Source organism: Rhodococcus sp. JCM 9793 (assembly GCF_055380405.1).
The window spans coordinates 5,879,324-5,894,483 of sequence record NZ_AP043721.1 but is presented as its reverse complement, the minus strand read 5'-3'; the positions used below and the strand labels follow the sequence as shown (position 1 = coordinate 5,894,483).

The 15,160-nt window shown below is 66.2% G+C and carries 12 protein-coding genes; 8 read left to right on the top strand and 4 right to left on the bottom strand.

The window, feature by feature from the left end; genetic code table 11:
* Nucleotides 1-7: 7 nt before the first annotated feature.
* Both ACZ46K_RS29395 and ACZ46K_RS29390 read right to left on the bottom strand, forming a co-directional pair.
* Complete coding sequence (locus tag ACZ46K_RS29395; RefSeq protein ID WP_464746249.1) at nucleotides 8-2,575, bottom strand: multicopper oxidase domain-containing protein; 2,568 nt, start codon at nucleotides 2,573-2,575, stop codon at nucleotides 8-10.
* The gene (locus ACZ46K_RS29390) at nucleotides 2,572-3,294 is read right to left on the bottom strand and encodes a helix-turn-helix transcriptional regulator (protein ID WP_464746247.1); all 723 of its coding nucleotides are present in this window, start codon (nucleotides 3,292-3,294) and stop codon (nucleotides 2,572-2,574) included. Before ACZ46K_RS29390 ends, ACZ46K_RS29395 begins: the two co-directional genes overlap by 4 nt.
* Nucleotides 3,295-3,373: 79 nt before the next feature.
* On the opposite strand from ACZ46K_RS29390, the gene ACZ46K_RS29385 reads away from it, so the two are divergent.
* A complete protein-coding gene (locus ACZ46K_RS29385; protein WP_464746245.1) occupies nucleotides 3,374-4,156 on the top strand; it encodes a DUF2249 domain-containing protein in 783 nt (260 codons plus the stop codon).
* Here the strand turns inward: ACZ46K_RS29385 and ACZ46K_RS29380 are convergent.
* On the bottom strand, nucleotides 4,143-4,724 hold the full coding sequence (locus ACZ46K_RS29380; RefSeq protein ID WP_054804984.1) for a TetR/AcrR family transcriptional regulator: 582 nt from the start codon (nucleotides 4,722-4,724) through the stop codon (nucleotides 4,143-4,145). The two genes, ACZ46K_RS29385 and ACZ46K_RS29380, sit on opposite strands and share 14 nt — an antisense overlap.
* A 34-nt stretch (nucleotides 4,725-4,758) precedes the next feature.
* On the bottom strand, nucleotides 4,759-5,511 hold the full coding sequence (locus tag ACZ46K_RS29375) for an esterase/lipase family protein (protein WP_464746243.1): 753 nt from the start codon (nucleotides 5,509-5,511) through the stop codon (nucleotides 4,759-4,761).
* A 156-nt stretch (nucleotides 5,512-5,667) separates the two neighbouring features.
* Here ACZ46K_RS29375 and ACZ46K_RS29370 point away from each other — a divergent pair, with 156 nt between their 5' ends.
* Genes ACZ46K_RS29370 through ACZ46K_RS29340 form a run of 7 tightly spaced genes read left to right on the top strand, consistent with a single transcriptional unit; the run spans nucleotide 5,668 to nucleotide 15,039 of the window.
* On the top strand, nucleotides 5,668-7,455 hold the full coding sequence (locus tag ACZ46K_RS29370) for a multicopper oxidase family protein (RefSeq protein WP_464746241.1): 1,788 nt from the start codon (nucleotides 5,668-5,670) through the stop codon (nucleotides 7,453-7,455).
* Nucleotides 7,452-8,627, top strand: coding sequence for an alpha/beta hydrolase (locus tag ACZ46K_RS29365; RefSeq protein ID WP_464746239.1), 1,176 nt, complete (start codon nucleotides 7,452-7,454; stop codon nucleotides 8,625-8,627). The genes ACZ46K_RS29370 and ACZ46K_RS29365 overlap by 4 nt, the downstream gene beginning before the upstream one ends.
* Nucleotides 8,624-9,898, top strand: coding sequence for an oxygenase MpaB family protein (locus ACZ46K_RS29360; RefSeq protein ID WP_054804979.1), 1,275 nt, complete (start codon nucleotides 8,624-8,626; stop codon nucleotides 9,896-9,898). Before ACZ46K_RS29365 ends, ACZ46K_RS29360 begins: the two co-directional genes overlap by 4 nt.
* A gap of 24 nt (nucleotides 9,899-9,922) precedes the next feature.
* Nucleotides 9,923-10,978, top strand: a complete 1,056-nt coding sequence (locus ACZ46K_RS29355; RefSeq protein ID WP_054804980.1) for a lipocalin-like domain-containing protein — start codon at nucleotides 9,923-9,925, stop codon at nucleotides 10,976-10,978.
* Nucleotides 10,975-12,276, top strand: coding sequence for a homogentisate 1,2-dioxygenase (hmgA, locus tag ACZ46K_RS29350; protein WP_054804981.1), 1,302 nt, complete (start codon nucleotides 10,975-10,977; stop codon nucleotides 12,274-12,276). The genes ACZ46K_RS29355 and hmgA overlap by 4 nt, the downstream gene beginning before the upstream one ends.
* Nucleotides 12,277-12,285: 9 nt before the next feature.
* Nucleotides 12,286-13,770 carry an aldehyde dehydrogenase family protein gene (locus tag ACZ46K_RS29345; protein ID WP_464746235.1) on the top strand — a complete coding sequence of 495 codons (1,485 nt, stop codon included), beginning with the start codon at nucleotides 12,286-12,288 and terminating at the stop codon, nucleotides 13,768-13,770.
* Nucleotides 13,771-13,794: 24 nt separating this feature from the next.
* Complete coding sequence (locus ACZ46K_RS29340) at nucleotides 13,795-15,039, top strand: CaiB/BaiF CoA transferase family protein (RefSeq protein WP_464746232.1); 1,245 nt, start codon at nucleotides 13,795-13,797, stop codon at nucleotides 15,037-15,039.
* Nucleotides 15,040-15,160: the final 121 nt, after the last annotated feature.

Here is a 15,160-nt window from a genome sequence, read left to right as displayed (position 1 = left end):
TACCCGATCATCGGACCTCGACGATGCCGTGAGCACCGCGCTCGGCGTCGACCATCGAGTGCGACACGAACGGATAGCGTCCCGGCTCAGGGAATTCGAGTTCGACGAATCCTCCCTGGGCCGGGAACAATCCGAGGGTCTGACTTCCGCCCGTGCCCGGTTGCAGGCGGAAGCTACCCTCCGACCAGACGGTGTCGAACTGCCCGCCGACGATGTGGAACGCCGAACCGCGGTTCGGTCCCGCGGCGAGCACCCAGATACGTACGCGTTCACCGACTTTCGCGATCAGGGGATCGTGGTCGTACTGGTTCGCATATCCGTTGAACACCACGAGATCCGGATTGTCGGCGATGATCTTGTCGGCGTCGGCTTCACCCCCCTCGGGTCCCAGATACAGCTCCGACTGCACTATGACGTACTCGCGGTCGGCGGGCGGCAGATCGGGCGGGTCGATGATGACCGCGCCGAACATCCCGTTCGCGATGTGTAGTGACATCGGCATCGTCGAGCAGTGATACATCCAAATCCCCGCTCGGCGGGCTGTGAACCGGTAGACGAGCGATTCGCCCGGCTCGATGGTGCGCATCGGTTCGTCCGGGGACAGCGAGCCCGCGTGGAAGTCGATGGAGTGGCCGATGGTCCCGTCGTTGACGAGTGTGATCTCGAAGATGTCACCGACCTTCCCTCGCAGTGTGGGACCAGGGGCGGTGCCACCGAAGGTCCACAGACGCTGCGTGATCCCGGGCGCGACTTCACGTTGCTCGTCCGTTGCGGCCAAGGTGATCCGGTGATCGGCCGAGGTGGCCGGCACGACCGGATCGTGCGCGACGAAGCCGGCATCGGGGTGCGCGCCCAGGCTCCGCGACACGTCGGATGAAGTGAGGGAGACTGCTTCCGCGTCGTTCTGGTGTCCGGTGTGGGCACGGTCGTCGATGACACCGGTCGCCTGCACGGTGAGCGTCATTCCCATCTGGCGGTGCCCGGCGACGGAGCACCATCCGTCCATCTGCCCTCCTACGAGTCCGGCGTCGAGCGTTGCAGTCTCATCCGGATTGATGCGTCCGGTGCGGGCGCCGTTGGCGAGAACCAAATCGTGACGATCGGTGCCGGTGTTCACCAGCGTGACCACCAGGCGATCCCCCAGGGGCACGTCGAGGACGTCGGGAACGAACCTCATGCCCTCGATCCGCACCTCGACTTCGGTGGTGTGCCCACTCGCCGTCACGTTTCCGGTATCGGTGGTGGAGATACCGACGGCAGCCGGATCGGCCGCGATACCGACTGCCGCGGCGAAGACGACGACGCCCAGGCCTGCTGCGGCGGCCCGGATTCGTCTGTGTGCCGGAACAGGTTCGGGACGACCCGGTTTCGACGGCATCCCACGCATGCGCCGGGCGACCAGGACCGCGCGCACGGCCAACGGCAGGAACGACGCGAACGCCACCAGAACGAGCACTGAACACGCGACTCGCACGAGGCTCGGCACCGGCAGGACACACACCAGCAGACCCGCATTGGTGATCGACAGGCGCCACGGCGCGCCGCGCTCGAGTTCGGTCATCGCTCCCTGCACCGCTGCACGACCGCCGATGACGACAGGAACGAGATATGTGAGGGCGCCGAGCAGCACCTGGACGAGGAAGCCGGCGAGCAGCGCCGCGGTCACCGACCCCGCTGTCTCGGTCGCTTCCAGTGGGGTCGACGCCGTCGCCAGTCCCACCGTGAGGTACGTGAGTGAGCCGAGCAGCCACATGATGCCCGCCAGCACCGACAACGTCGCGAAATCGGCGGGATGCTTGCGGCGGATCTCGTCGAGGTGTGGTTCGAGGACGTAGACCGCGGCAGCGAGATATCCGAGGGCTCCCGCGGCCGTGACGAGGGGTGTGCCCGCGATTGCACCGACGACTCCCACTGCGAGAGCGAGAAGTAACGCCGGGAGTCCGCGCCGCGCTGCGGTTTCGACACGCTCCGCCATGCGGGTCCGCAGCATCGTCGGCCATAGCGTCACGAGGGTACCCAGCACCGTCAGCCCCACCCAGCCCAGGACGTTGACGGCCGCGTGAGCGAGCACGAGCCGTTCGTGCAGTTCGCTGGGCAGATCGACATTCGCCATGGCGATGCCGATCCCCGCACCGATCGGCAGCATGGCGGCCGCAGCGATGTAGTAGCGCACGGTGTGCCCGAACCGGGACGGCAGCGCGGACCGCAGACGCTTCAGCAGCGTGGTGCCGTGCCATCCGGCAACCCCGGCGACGACACATCCACCGACCACTATCGCGGGCCACCATCCGGTCACCATGCCGGCGACCACCGCAACTGCACCGGTGTTGAACACGATCAGTCGCGCGGTGTCGGCGCGGCGGGTACCTCCGGCCGGGCGCCGGAGGAGGGCATCGGTGAAATGCCCGCTCCAGATCAGGATCGCGTTGCTCCCGGCCCCGAGGCCGAGTAGATGGACGAGGAGCCAACCGGATTGCGGAACCCAGCGGTGTGCGACGGACACCACGACCAGTGCCGCGAACCACGCGGCAACGACCGTGCCGGCGCGAAGATGCCAGCTTCCGCGCTCGTTCACGATCCGCTCCGCGGACTACAGCACACCGGGGGAACTGTGGGATCGGGAAGGAAGAGCCGGCACGCGCCGGGTTCGGCGAAGGGCAGGAGATCGAGCCCGGGGCCGGTCGGTGCGCCGACCTCCTCGAGCGCGCCCTCGACGATGCCGAGATGGACCTGGCAGACGACGGTCGGGTAGCGGCGCGCGGCGTCGAGTAGGGGGCACATCGGCAGCGCAACACCGAGCGCGGGGCCGCGGTCGTGGGGAGCGAACCCCAGACGTGTGAGCAGGTCGAGGGTGAAGGAATGCGGATCGTCGGTGTCGCAGTCCGATTCGCGGGCGAGGTCGCGTCCCCACTCCCGCCCGGCGGCGCGTGCGTCGCCTTCTGGATCGCTGCTGGTACGGGCGATGTGCCCGGCGAGAGCGGTCGCGAGTCCCGCGTAGTCGCGGCCGGAAAGGGTGGGGTCGGCGGCGGGCATGGGCCGATACACCTTGGCGGGACGTCCGCGTCCGCGGGCCGGTTCGTTGGTGCATTCGACGAGGCCGTGGTCGGCGAGTGCGTCGAGGTGTTCGCGCACAGTGTTGGCGTGCAGGCCGAGCCGCTCGGCGATGTCGTTGATGCGCGTGGGGGTGTGGGCACGGACATCGTCGAGGACGGTGATCCGCTGGGGCGACAGCGCGAGGTGCGACGCCGGTGTCGGTATCGCACGCGGTCCGGGTCCAAGTTCCCTATTTTCCACGGAAATAACTGTAGTAAATTGGACGGCGAAAGGCCATCCCGCCGCGCCACCACCGCCGCGCCACCGAGAGGAACCGTCCATGAGTATCGACCAGGTTGTCGTTGCCACCACCGCAGAGGATGCGCGTGCTGTCGACGCCGTCAAGAGCCATCACAGCGAGCTCGCGGGACACATCGCGATCCTCAGCGAGGCATTGCTCGACGCTGCCTCCACCGGAAAGGAGGTCGACGCATCCCGTCGTGCGTTGGTCGACTACCTCACCGGCACCCTCCTGCCGCACGCCACAGCAGAGGAGCACGCGCTCTACCCGCCGGCAGCCGGTCGCGGCGAGGCGAAGCTGCTCGTCGAATCCATGATCGCCGTGCACCGCATCCTCGGCGATCTCGTCGATCGGATTGCGAAGGAACCCGATCCGGTGCGTGCAGCCGCGGCCGCCTACGCGTTGAGGGTGGTGTTCGATGCGCACCTCGTCGACGAGAACGACCGGATCCTTCCGCTCGTCGCCGCAGACCCCGGCGTCTCACTGGCCGGCATTCTGGACGGTATGCACGAACTGCTGGGCGCGAATGCGGAACCCGAGCGTGACAGTCACGCGTGCGCGTGCGGGGAGCACGACCACCCGGATCCGGTGCTCGATGTGCGGGAGATTCCGCATGCGATCCGCCACGCCACGGTGTTCGGCGCGTTCGATTCCGTGCCCGACAGTGGGACGCTCGTGCTCGTGGCACCCCACGACCCGATCCCGCTGCTCCGTCAGCTCAGCGAGCGGGTGGACGGGCGGCTCGGTATCGATTACGAGGAGCGCGGACCCGAGGCGTGGCGCTTGCGCCTGACGCGAATTCCGGAGGCTACATCCTCGTGAGAATCGCGACGAGGTCCTGGATCTCGTCGGCCGTCGGTGTGGTGAGGTTGTCGCGACCGTAGACGAACCCGATACCCGCATACACCAGAGTGCCCGCGCGGATGCGCGCCTCGCGATCGTCGAAACCCAGTTCGCGAAACGCGTTCTCGACCACCGACATGATGCGCTGGTCGAGGGCGCGCACGGACTTCGCCACCTGCGGGTCGGTGCGCGCCCAGTCGCGTATTGCCGCCTCGGTGGCCCAGGCCCGGTCCTCGACGAGTGTCGCGCCCATGTGTGCGAGACGGTCGCGGACGGGCATCTCTTCGATGCTTGTCAGTCCGCGCAAGGTGTCGTTGTCGTGCGAGCAGTAGCGGGTGGCGATGGCATGCATCAACTCGTCGATGTCGGCGAAGTGCCAGTAGAAGCTGCCTTTGGTGACGCCGAGTTCGTTGCACAACCGCGCGATCTTCACCGCGTTGCGACCCTCGGTGACAAGAAGTTGCAGACCTGCGTCGGTCCAGTCGTCGAGCGAGAGCCGCGGCCGGCGGGGGGAGGCGGGTTTCTTCTTCTCCGATTGCCGAGTCACGACCACTTCTCCTAGGTTGTGCGCTGCTACGAGATTACACGTCGGGGGCCGAGGCGGCCGACGTGACGAGGTGCCGGGCGAGCGGTGACTTCGGAAGCTCATGGTGCGGTGTGCAGTCGAGAGGGTTGCTGTCCTGCAGGCGATGGACGGTCGTGCCGGGAATGCTGTTCGCTTCGGCCGGAACTACGAGGCCGTCGCATATCGAGACGATGTCGGTGTAGCGGACTCCTCTGGTGGGAAGCCCCCGAGCATGCAGATCGCGCAGCAGATCGGAGCCGCGGATCACTTCTCGGCAGCCCTCGCACACGGGGTCGATCAGCGGCTTCTCGAGTCCGAGGATCAGGTCGTAGGTGCCGAGGTCGCGGCTGAACTGCTCCATGGCGGCGAGGCCGCCGATCTCGGTGCCGTTCCAGATCGGTCCCAGAGTGGTCAGTGAGCGGATCGACCCGGCGCCGTAGTTCTGCAGGTAGCGTTGCACCACCAGGGATCCCACTCCGTGCGCGACCACATCGACCCCGGCGCGCGCATCCATGACGGCCATCGTGTTCGCGAGGTCGTGTGCGCCCGCGTCGATCCCGCGGACCCCTGCGACGGGCAGGGGGATATCGCCGGGTGCAGGTGCGCCCCAGGTGACGGTGACGACGCAACGACCGTCGTGTCGTAGATCGTCGGCGAGCATCGACAGGGAGTCCGGCCCCGCTGCGATGTCGTGGACCAGAAGGACCGTCTCGCAGCCGCCGGGTGCGGGGGCCGCTGCCGCTGTGCCGGTTGCGGCCGAAAATGACACGGCTGCAACGATAGCCAGTGTTGCGGTACGCGAGCATCTGTACGGGCTCATGGGCACCTTTCATAGTCTTGACCAAACCATACCGTATGGTACTGTGAGTGCCATCACGATCCGTCGTGTTGTTGTCAATCGGGGTGGGATTCGACACGAAAGCGCATGATGCAAAGAATCAGTCGCAGAACACTTCTCGCCGGAATGGCCCTGGGTGCCGGCGGAGGAGCGTCACTGCTGTTCGGCGGCGGGCGTGCCATCGCCGACGGGCCTGAATTTTCGAGCCCGCTGCTGTTCCATTCACCGCGACTCGAGCCGTTCGTCGATGAACTGCCCATACTCCCGCGTATCGACAGCGCGACGGTGTCGATCGACGCGACGACCACGTCGCACAGCTTCCACCGCGACCTGGCCCCGGGTCCCGCCCTCGCCTACGGCGACCGCAGCTACCTCGGGCCTGTCGTCGTCGCGAGGCGCGGTCGTGAAACTACTATCGAATACCGCAACCGGATCACGACCCATCCGTTTGCGGCCGATTTCGACACCTCACTGCACGGGCTCGGCGAACACGATCGCACCGCGGTGCCCACGTCGATGCACCTGCACGGCGGTGTCACCCCGCCCGAGTTCGACGGCCACCCGAAACAGATCTCGCGCCCCGGCCAGGGCTACACATACCGGTTTCCGAACCAGCAGGAAGCCACGACGATGTGGTACCACGACCACGCGATGGCCGTCACCCGGCTCAACGTCTATGCCGGTCTCGCGGGGCTGTATCTACTGCGCGACGAATACGACACCGGCGAGCCCGGTAACCCGCTGGGCTTACCCACGGGCGCACACGAACTCGATCTCGTCCTGCAGGAAAAGATCGTGAACAGCGACGGTACACAGAGTATCCGCTCGACACCCGTCGTCCCCCAGGGGCGATGGGAAGGCGGAGCCGTCGGCGACGTGGGGGTCGTCAACGGCAAGATCTGGCCCGAAGCCCGCGTCGACCGCGGCCTGTACCGCATGAGACTGCTCAACGCGGCCTCGTTCAGCGTCTGGGACCTGCACTTCTCCGACGACATGCAGTTCTGGGTGATCGGGATGGAAGGCGGCCTGATGGACGCTCCCGTCCGCACCGGCCGCGTGCGGCTTTCACCGGGTGAACGTGTCGACATCCTCGTCGATTTCGGTTCCCTCGAACCTGATTCGATGGTCGAACTGCGTAACACTGAACCCGCGGCGCCGCAGGCCGCGCAGATCGGCGCGGTCCTGATGCCGGTGTTCATGCGCTTCCGCGTCGGGACCGAACGCGGTTTCACCGGCGCCGTCCCGGATACGCTGCGCGGCGCTCCTGGGCAGCCTCCGCTCCTGGGGCCGATTCCGGCGCCGCAAGTATTTCGCAACGTGTCGCTGAGTCAACCGTCGGAAGTCCGTCTGCCCCCGTCCATCATGTCGCTCAACAACCTCACGTTCGACAGCGACGACATCGAGATGCCGAGGCAGGGCACGACCGAACAGTGGAACATCGTCAACGCGACCCCTGACCCGCACCCGATCCACTTGCATCTTGTCACCTTCCGCGTTCTCGGGCGTCAGGCGATCGATACCCTCGCGATGTGCGCGCGGCAACCGCAGGGGCCGCTCGGTATCAAATGGACGCCTGACCCCGACCCGTTCGTCGTCGAACCGCTCCGCGGCCCCGAGCCGTGGGAGACCGGCTTCAAAGACACGGTGATCTGCGATCCGAACTCGGTCACGCGCATCGTGGTGCGCTTCCCGACTGCCGACGAGCTCGGCTTCGACCCCGACTCGACCTTCTCTCCAGCGGTGCACACGTTCGACGACCACGCGCATGTGATGCCCCACCACGGTGACAGCGACCTGCAAGGTTATGTGTGGCATTGCCACATCCTCGACCACGAAGACCACGACATGATGCTCGAGTATCGGACGGTGACATGACTTACGAAGCAGTAGTAGATGAGCCAATCGACCACTTCCAGCGCATTCCCTACGAACCCGCATCCGACGGACGCATCGAGATGCATTCCGGTCTGAGCCGGCACTATCCGACGCTCCACGGAAATCTCGTAGCGGCGCCGGGATATTCGCGCAAGGTGGGTGTGATCATGTGTCACCCGGCATCGAACTTCCTGAGCCACTTCCTGCTTCGCGCGATCGCGAACACGGGCATCCCTGCGATGGGGCTCAACACCCGTTACGCGTCGAACGAACCGGCTCTGATCATGGAACGCGCGGCATTCGATCTCGGCACCGGTGTGCGCTGGATGGCAGAAGAGCTGGGATTCGAGAAGGTCGTACTACTGGGCTTCAGCGGCGGCGGCTCGCTGGCATCGTTCTACCAGTCGCAGGCCGAGAACCCCACCGTCACAGAGACACCCGCTGGTGACCCGGCATCGTTCCCCGACGCGAAGCTCCGTCCGGCCGATGCGATCATGCTGGTCGGTGCTCATCCTGGACGCGCACGGGTGCTGCGGCACTGGATCGACGGCGCGGTACTCGACGAAACCGACCCGTACAGTGTCGATCCCGAACTCGATCTGTATGCACCGGGCCGCACGGCGCCGCTCGACCGCGGCTGGGTAACCCGCTACCGCGAGGCGCAGCTCGCGCGGATGCGCCGCATCGATGCGTGGGCACTCGAGCAGCTCGACGAGATGAACCGCACCGGTGCATCCGACCGCGGTTTCGTCGTGCATCGCACGGTCGCCGACCCCCGCTTCGTCGACACCACTCTCGACCCCAGCGACCGCGTGCCCGGCAGCATGTACGGAAATCCGGCCGCCGCGAATACCGCGGCCGGTGGCCTCGCTCGATTCGTGACGGTGCGCAGCTGGCTCAGTACGTGGAGCTCTGATCGCACCAATGCCGACGCGTTCGAGGATCTGTTGGATGTCGATGCCCCCGCCATGGTGATGAGCCTGCTCGGCGACCAGGCCGCGTTCGCAGAGGATTCGCGGCTGATGCACCAGGCACTGGGCGGCGACACCGAGCTGATCGAAATGCGCGGACTCAATCATTACCTGGTGGACCAGCCGGGTGGTCTCGACGACGTCGTCGGCCGCGTCACCGGTTGGATCCGCCGCACTGTCCTCGAGGAGGCACAGCCATGACGGAGGCACTTGACACGAAGGCTGCTTCTGCGCCGGACCGATGCCCGAGCCGATTCCCCTACTGGCAGGCCGTCGAAAGGCCGGGAGTGGTCCGCGTCCGGAACCTCATCCGCACGGTCACGGGTTTCGACATCCTGCACGACGACGCGACAGCACGCGCCCTGTGCAACGACCTCTTCAGCGGCGATCCCACCGCGGAACGGTTCGTCAACGAGGTCTATCACGGCGACCTCGGTCCGAAGAAGACCCGGGAGCTGCTCGACACCGCGCTGACCGGCGGAATCGACGCCGTGCCGGATGCACCCGAGGCGATGAAGGCACTGTTCGAGGAGTTCGAGACCGTCCCCGACTGGGTGCGGCCCGAACTCGTCGAAGAGGGCGCGAAGATCTGGCGGCGCTGGGGCACCATGCTATTCAGCTTCGCCGGCGCCGAGACCCTCGAGATCTACACGGAATCCGCTGTCGCCACACCATTGTCGCTTGCTGGTGGGTACGCGGGCGACAACGCCCTGCGTCGCTATCTCGAAACCTGCCGATTCTGGTGCGATGTCTCCGAACCCGGCGCGCTGCTCACCCCGGGATCCGTCGGGCGCGCGACCGCGCTCAAGGTTCGTGTGATGCACGTGTCGGTGCGCGAGCGGGTCGCGAAACACGCCGAGTGGGACGAGGAGAAGTGGGGGCTGCCGATCAGCCAGACCTACATGCTGCTCACCCTCATCGCAGGCAGCCTGACCCCGGGACTCGCTTTGTGGACCTTGGGGTACCAGACCACACCGCGAGAGATCCGCGCGCTCATCCACTTCCAGAAGTACATGGGATATCTGCTCGGTGTGCGCATCGACTGGTATCCGGAGACAATCGGCGACAGCATCCGTACGCTGCTCACCACCGTCGTGTCCCGGTCCTACGACTCGGGCGACCACGGCAAGGAACTGATCGAGTCGTACCCGAAGGCATTCGCGCCCCGCGACGGCCAGCGAGGACTCGAGCGGCTCCGGGCGGCATACAACTTCCGGATCAACTCCGTCTACTCGGCGATGTTCATGGGTCCTGGTACACGTCGCAAATACTCGATGCCGAAGGTCATTCCGTGGCTCGTCATCCCGATCGTGCGATTCCCGCTCATCACCGCGATGGAACTCGTGAGACGGGTTCCGGGGATCTCCGAAGTACACGAGAAGATCATGGTCGCTCATCGCGAGAACTGGTACCGGGCCCAAATGAGCGGGCGAGAAGCGCAATTCGACGCAAGTGGCGCATTGCGGCGCTGAGCACCCACATATATCGGAGGAACTATGGCGGCACTACAGATCGTCGAGGCATGGAACGGCCCCGGTCGACGCGACGGCGAGATCACCGAGGTGGCCCCGAGCGACAACGGCGCTCACCCGTCGGCCGACAAACACGCATTCGAACACTGGTACTTCGACGCACATCTCGACGACGGCCGTATCGTCGTCGCGATGCTGCAGACCAGGGAGCTGGTGCACCGCAAGCCGGGCGTCGAGATTCACGTCTACAGCGCCGACGGTCAGCGCCGCGAGGCGATCAAACAGTATTCCGACGCGGATCTCACCGTGTCGGCGGAGCGGTGCGACGTCCAGGTCGGCCGCAGCTTCGCGAAGCTGACAGGTGAGGAAGATGGGCTACCCGTCTATCACGTGTCGGTGGCCGAGGACGATCTCGCCTTCGATCTCACCTTCGCAGCCGAGGTACCGCCGTGGATGCCGGGTCGTGGGCAGACCAGCTACAACGACCGCGAGTTCTTCGCGTGGGTCGTCGGTGCACCCCGCGCACGTGTCGCGGGGACGGTGACGGTCGACGGGGTCGCCACCGAGGTGACGGGCCGCGGCTACCACGACCACAACTGGGGCGTGGGCGACATGAAGCGGATCATCTCCAAGTGGTACTGGGGCCGCCTCTACACCGACGATTTCTCGCTGGTCTACGCGATGGTGCAGACCCAGAAGAAGTACGGAGAGCACTGGTCTCAGCCGGTGATGATCGCGCACGGGCGAGAGGTGGTGCTCAGCAACGGCGAGGTCGAGATGACGGAGGGCCCCGCGGTCTACGACCCGGTCGCCGACCGCACCTACCCGTCGTGGCTACGGATCAAGGTCGCCGATTCACTTGATCTGACGCTCACGGTCCGCGAGATCGTCCACGCCCATAATCTCCTCGAGGACATCCCGGTCGCGTCGAGCAAACTCGTCAAGCCGATCGTGCACTGGCTCGTCGGCCGTCCAGGCTACTTCCGGTTCCGCTCCGATTTCACCATGACCGTCACCTTCGACGGTGAACAATACGAGCGTTCGGGTTCGACGTTGCACGAGATGGTCGCACTGACATGACAGTCGACCTCGAGTACTTGCACGGGTTCGGCAACGAACATCACAGCGAGGCGGTCGAGGGAGCATTGCCGTGGGGGCAGAACTCGCCGCAGCGGGCACCGTACGGGTTGTACGCCGAACAGCATTCTGCGACTGCGTTCACCGAGCCGCGTGAGATCAACACGAGGAGTTGGACCTACCGGATCATGCCGTCGGCCGCACACCGGCCGTTCGAGCGGACCGACGATCGCGGATGGGTGTCTGCGCCGTCGACGGCGACGGTGCTGACGCCGAACAGGCTGCGGTGGGATCCGCAACCCGCGCCGCCGGCCGGGACGGATTTCGTCGACGGCATCACGACCTACGCCGTCAACGGCGACGTGCACGCCCGGACGGGTATCGCAATACACATGTATTCGGCGTCGGTATCCATGACCGACCGGTACTTCGTCGACGCCGACGGAGAACTGCTGTTCGTCCCGCAAGAGGGCGCGCTGCTGCTGTGCACCGAGTTCGGCAGGATCGCGGTCTTGCAGGGGGAGATCGCGGTCGTCGGACGGGGCGTGCGGTTCCGGGTGGAACTGCTCGACGGCACAGCGACCGGGTACGTCTGCGAAAACTACGGAGCCGCCTACCGACTCCCCGAACTCGGCCCGATCGGCGCCAACGGTCTCGCTCATGCGCGCGACTTCCTCTATCCCACAGCGTGGTACGAGGACCGTGTCGGGCCGGTCGAGCTGGTGCAGAAGTTCGGCGGACACCTGTGGGCCACCGAACTCGACCATTCGCCGCTCGACGTCGTCGCATGGCACGGAACGTACGGCGCCTACAAATACGATCTGTCGCGCTTCAACGTAATGACGACGGGAGGCTGGGACCATCCCGACCCGTCGATCTTCACCGTCCTGACCTCGCCGACGCCGGTCGCGGGGCAGGCCAACGTCGACTTCTGTGTCTTTCCCGACCGGTGGGTCGTTGGCGAACACACGTTCCGGCCACCGCATTTCCACCGCAACGTGATGACCGAGTTCATGGGGCTGATCCGCGGTCGGCACGACTCGAAAGCCGAAGGCTTCGTTCCCGGAGGGGCGTCGCTGCACAACCAGTGGGGTGCACACGGACCCGATCGGGAGACCTTCGACTTGGCGTCCGCCGCGGAGCTGAAGCCCGTGAAGCTCGAGAACACGATGTCGTTCATGTTCGAAACCCGACTCGCCCTCGCCGTCACCGAGACCGCCTTCAACGCATCCCATCGCCAGCGCGACTACGACTCGTCGTGGTCCGGACTGGAACGCCGCTTCACCCCACCCTCGAAGTAGGAGCCTTTCATGACCGACATTGCAGCTCCCGTTACTCCCGCCCCGGTCGTTGTGCCGGACACACTTCTGCGCATCGGTGGCCGGGCGGTTCCCGCGCGGTCCGGCGATAAGTTCTCGTCGATCAACCCGGCAACCGAAGAAGTCGTCGCCGAGATCGCACGCGGTGGGGCCGATGACATCGATGCCGCTGTCGACGCTGCCCGCGACACGTTCGACTCGGGCGCGTGGTCGCGGATGGCCGGTGCCGAGCGTGGCCGTATCCTCTCCCGTGCGGCAGATCTCATCGAACAGCACGCCCCCGAACTGTCGGCACTCGAGACCGCGGAGATGGGCAAGCTGTACGCCGACACTGTCGCGGGCGACATTCCCGCCGCGGCCGCGTCGTTCCGGCACTACGCTGGCTGGGCCGACAAGATCGCCGGCGAGGCGATGATTCTCCCGGATGTCGGACCACAGCACCGTTTCGGCTTCACTCTCCGTCAGCCACTCGGCGTGGTCGGTGCGATCACGCCGTGGAACAACCCGACCGTGGTCGCGGCGTGGAAGATCGCCCCGGCGCTGGCAGCGGGCTGCTCCGTCGTCGTCAAGCCCGCGGAGGACGCTTCTCTCGCCGTCCTGAAACTCGCCGATCTGCTCGCGGAGGCAGGAGTGCCGGACGGCGCGTTCAACGTCGTCCCCGGTCTGGGACCGGAGGCCGGATCCGCGCTTGCCTCACACCAGGGCATCGACAAGATCACTTTCACCGGCAGCCCCGCCGTGGGCAAGACCATCACGTCGCTCGCGGGGGAGAAGTTCCGCAAGGTGACTCTGGAGTTGGGTGGCAAGGCCCCGCAGCTGATCTTCCCCGACGCCGATCTCGAGGCGTCACTGCCGTGGATCGCGATGGGCAACTTCTACCACCAGGGCCAGGTGTGCGCCGCGGGCACCCGCGTGATCGTGCACGAATCCATCGCCGACCAGGTCGTCGAGGGGCTTGTCGAGTTCGCTCGCAATGCAGTGATCGGCGACCCGTTCGACGCAGGCACCACCCAGGGCACGATCGTCAACCGCAAGCAGCTCGACCGCATCCTCGGATACATCGAGATGGGCCGCAGTGAGGGCGCGGAGCTGCTCACCGGCGGCGCCCGAGTAGGGGAGAAGGGTTTCTTCGTGCAGCCCACCGTGTTCCGCGGCACCAACGATCTGACGATCGCGCGCGAGGAGATCTTCGGGCCCGTCGCTACCGTCATCACCTTCAAGACCACCGAGGAAGCTGTGCGGCTCGCCAATGCGACGCAGTACGGTCTCAACGCCTTCATCTTCAGCCAGAACCTTTCGACCGTGCACAGCGTGATTCCGCAGCTGAGGGTCGGCACGGTCTGGGTCAATGGCTGGGGTGTGCCCGATCCGGCACTACCCTGGGGTGGTCGCGACGCGAGCGGCATCGGGCGTGAGCTCGGGCGCAGCGGTCTCGAGGCCTTCACCGAGGAGAAGACGGTTCACCTCGGCTACTGACCGGACAGAAATGGACAACACCGAGTGACGGACGCGGATACACGGAACGAGTCGGCGACACGGCCCACCTCCACGGGTGCGCTCGGGGAGATCAGGGTGCTCGAACTGGGCACCCTGATCGCCGGGCCTTTCGCCGGGCGACTGCTCGGCGACATGGGCGCCGACGTCATCAAGATCGAGGACCCGAAGCGCCCCGACCCGCTGCGCACGTGGGGGCAGGGCGAGCGGGACGGTCACCGGTTCTTCTGGACCGTGCATGCCCGCAACAAGCGGTGCATCACCCTCGATCTGCGTTCACCCGACGGACAGGACCTGTTCCGTCGGCTGGTCGCCGAGTCCGACGTCATCGTCGAGAACTTCCGTCCCGGCACCCTCGAGAAGTGGGGCCTCGGCTACGACGTGCTCTCCGAAGTCAATCCGGGGATCGTGCTCGCGCGTGTCTCCGGATACGGGCAGACCGGCCCCAAGGCAACGCAGGCCGGATACGCCTCGGTCGCGGAGGCGGAAAGCGGTCTGCGGCATCTGAACGGCTACCCCGGGCAGGCTCCGCCGCGCCTCGCGTTGTCTCTCGGCGACACGCTCGGCGGCATGTTCGCCGTCCAGGGTGTGCTCGCGGCGCTGCTGAGTCGCGAGCGGACGGGCCGTGGTCAGATCGTCGATGTGGCGCTGACCGAAGCATGCCTGGCCGTCCAGGAGTCGGTCATTCCCGACTACGACGCTGCCGGAGTGGTGCGAGGCCCGTCCGGCACGCGGCTCGAGGGCATCGCGCCCTCGAATCTGTATCGCACCTCCGACGACATGTGGATCGTCATCGCCGCCAACCAGGACACCGTCTTCCGGCGTCTGTGCGCGGCGATGGGCCGTCCCGAACTGGCCGACGACGCACAGTTCGCCGACCACCTGGCGCGCGGTGTCAATCAGGACGAACTCGACGGGATCATCGGCGCATGGGCGGCGAAGTGGCCGCTCGCCGAGCTGCTCGAACACCTTTCGGCTGCCGGTGTAGTTGCGGGGCCCGTCAACACCGTCGCCGAGGTGGTCGCCGACGAGCAGTTCCAGGCGCGCGACATGCTGGTGCCTCATCGCGACGAACGCACCGGCGACGACGTTCTCGGGCCCGGTGTGGTGCCGCGCCTGACGGATACCCCAGGTTCGGTGCGTCGAGCCGGTCCGCCGATCGCCGGTTACGACAACGCGGCCGTCTACGGCGACCTGCTGGGCGTGACCGACGGAGAGCGGGCCGATCTGCGCGAGCGCGGTGTCATCTGAGCAGACCCGGCGCGCCGTTGGTTGAAGTTCCGGCCGTAGTCGGCCGCGACATCATGGCGGGGGAATCGGTCGCGAGACAATACGGACATCATCGATGGCAAAGTGATTTTCAGCGAAATCG

Bases quoted from the DNA above. Each gene is read 5' to 3' on its own strand.
- ACZ46K_RS29385 (WP_464746245.1), top strand. From the start codon at position 3,374: ATGAGTATCGACCAGGTTGTCGTTGCCACCACCGCAGAGGATGCGCGT.
- ACZ46K_RS29370 (WP_464746241.1), top strand. From the start codon at position 5,668: ATGATGCAAAGAATCAGTCGCAGAACACTTCTCGCCGGAATGGCCCTG.
- ACZ46K_RS29365 (WP_464746239.1), top strand. From the start codon at position 7,452: ATGACTTACGAAGCAGTAGTAGATGAGCCAATCGACCACTTCCAGCGC.
- ACZ46K_RS29360 (WP_054804979.1), top strand. From the start codon at position 8,624: ATGACGGAGGCACTTGACACGAAGGCTGCTTCTGCGCCGGACCGATGC.
- ACZ46K_RS29355 (WP_054804980.1), top strand. From the start codon at position 9,923: ATGGCGGCACTACAGATCGTCGAGGCATGGAACGGCCCCGGTCGACGC.
- hmgA (WP_054804981.1), top strand. From the start codon at position 10,975: ATGACAGTCGACCTCGAGTACTTGCACGGGTTCGGCAACGAACATCAC.
- ACZ46K_RS29345 (WP_464746235.1), top strand. From the start codon at position 12,286: ATGACCGACATTGCAGCTCCCGTTACTCCCGCCCCGGTCGTTGTGCCG.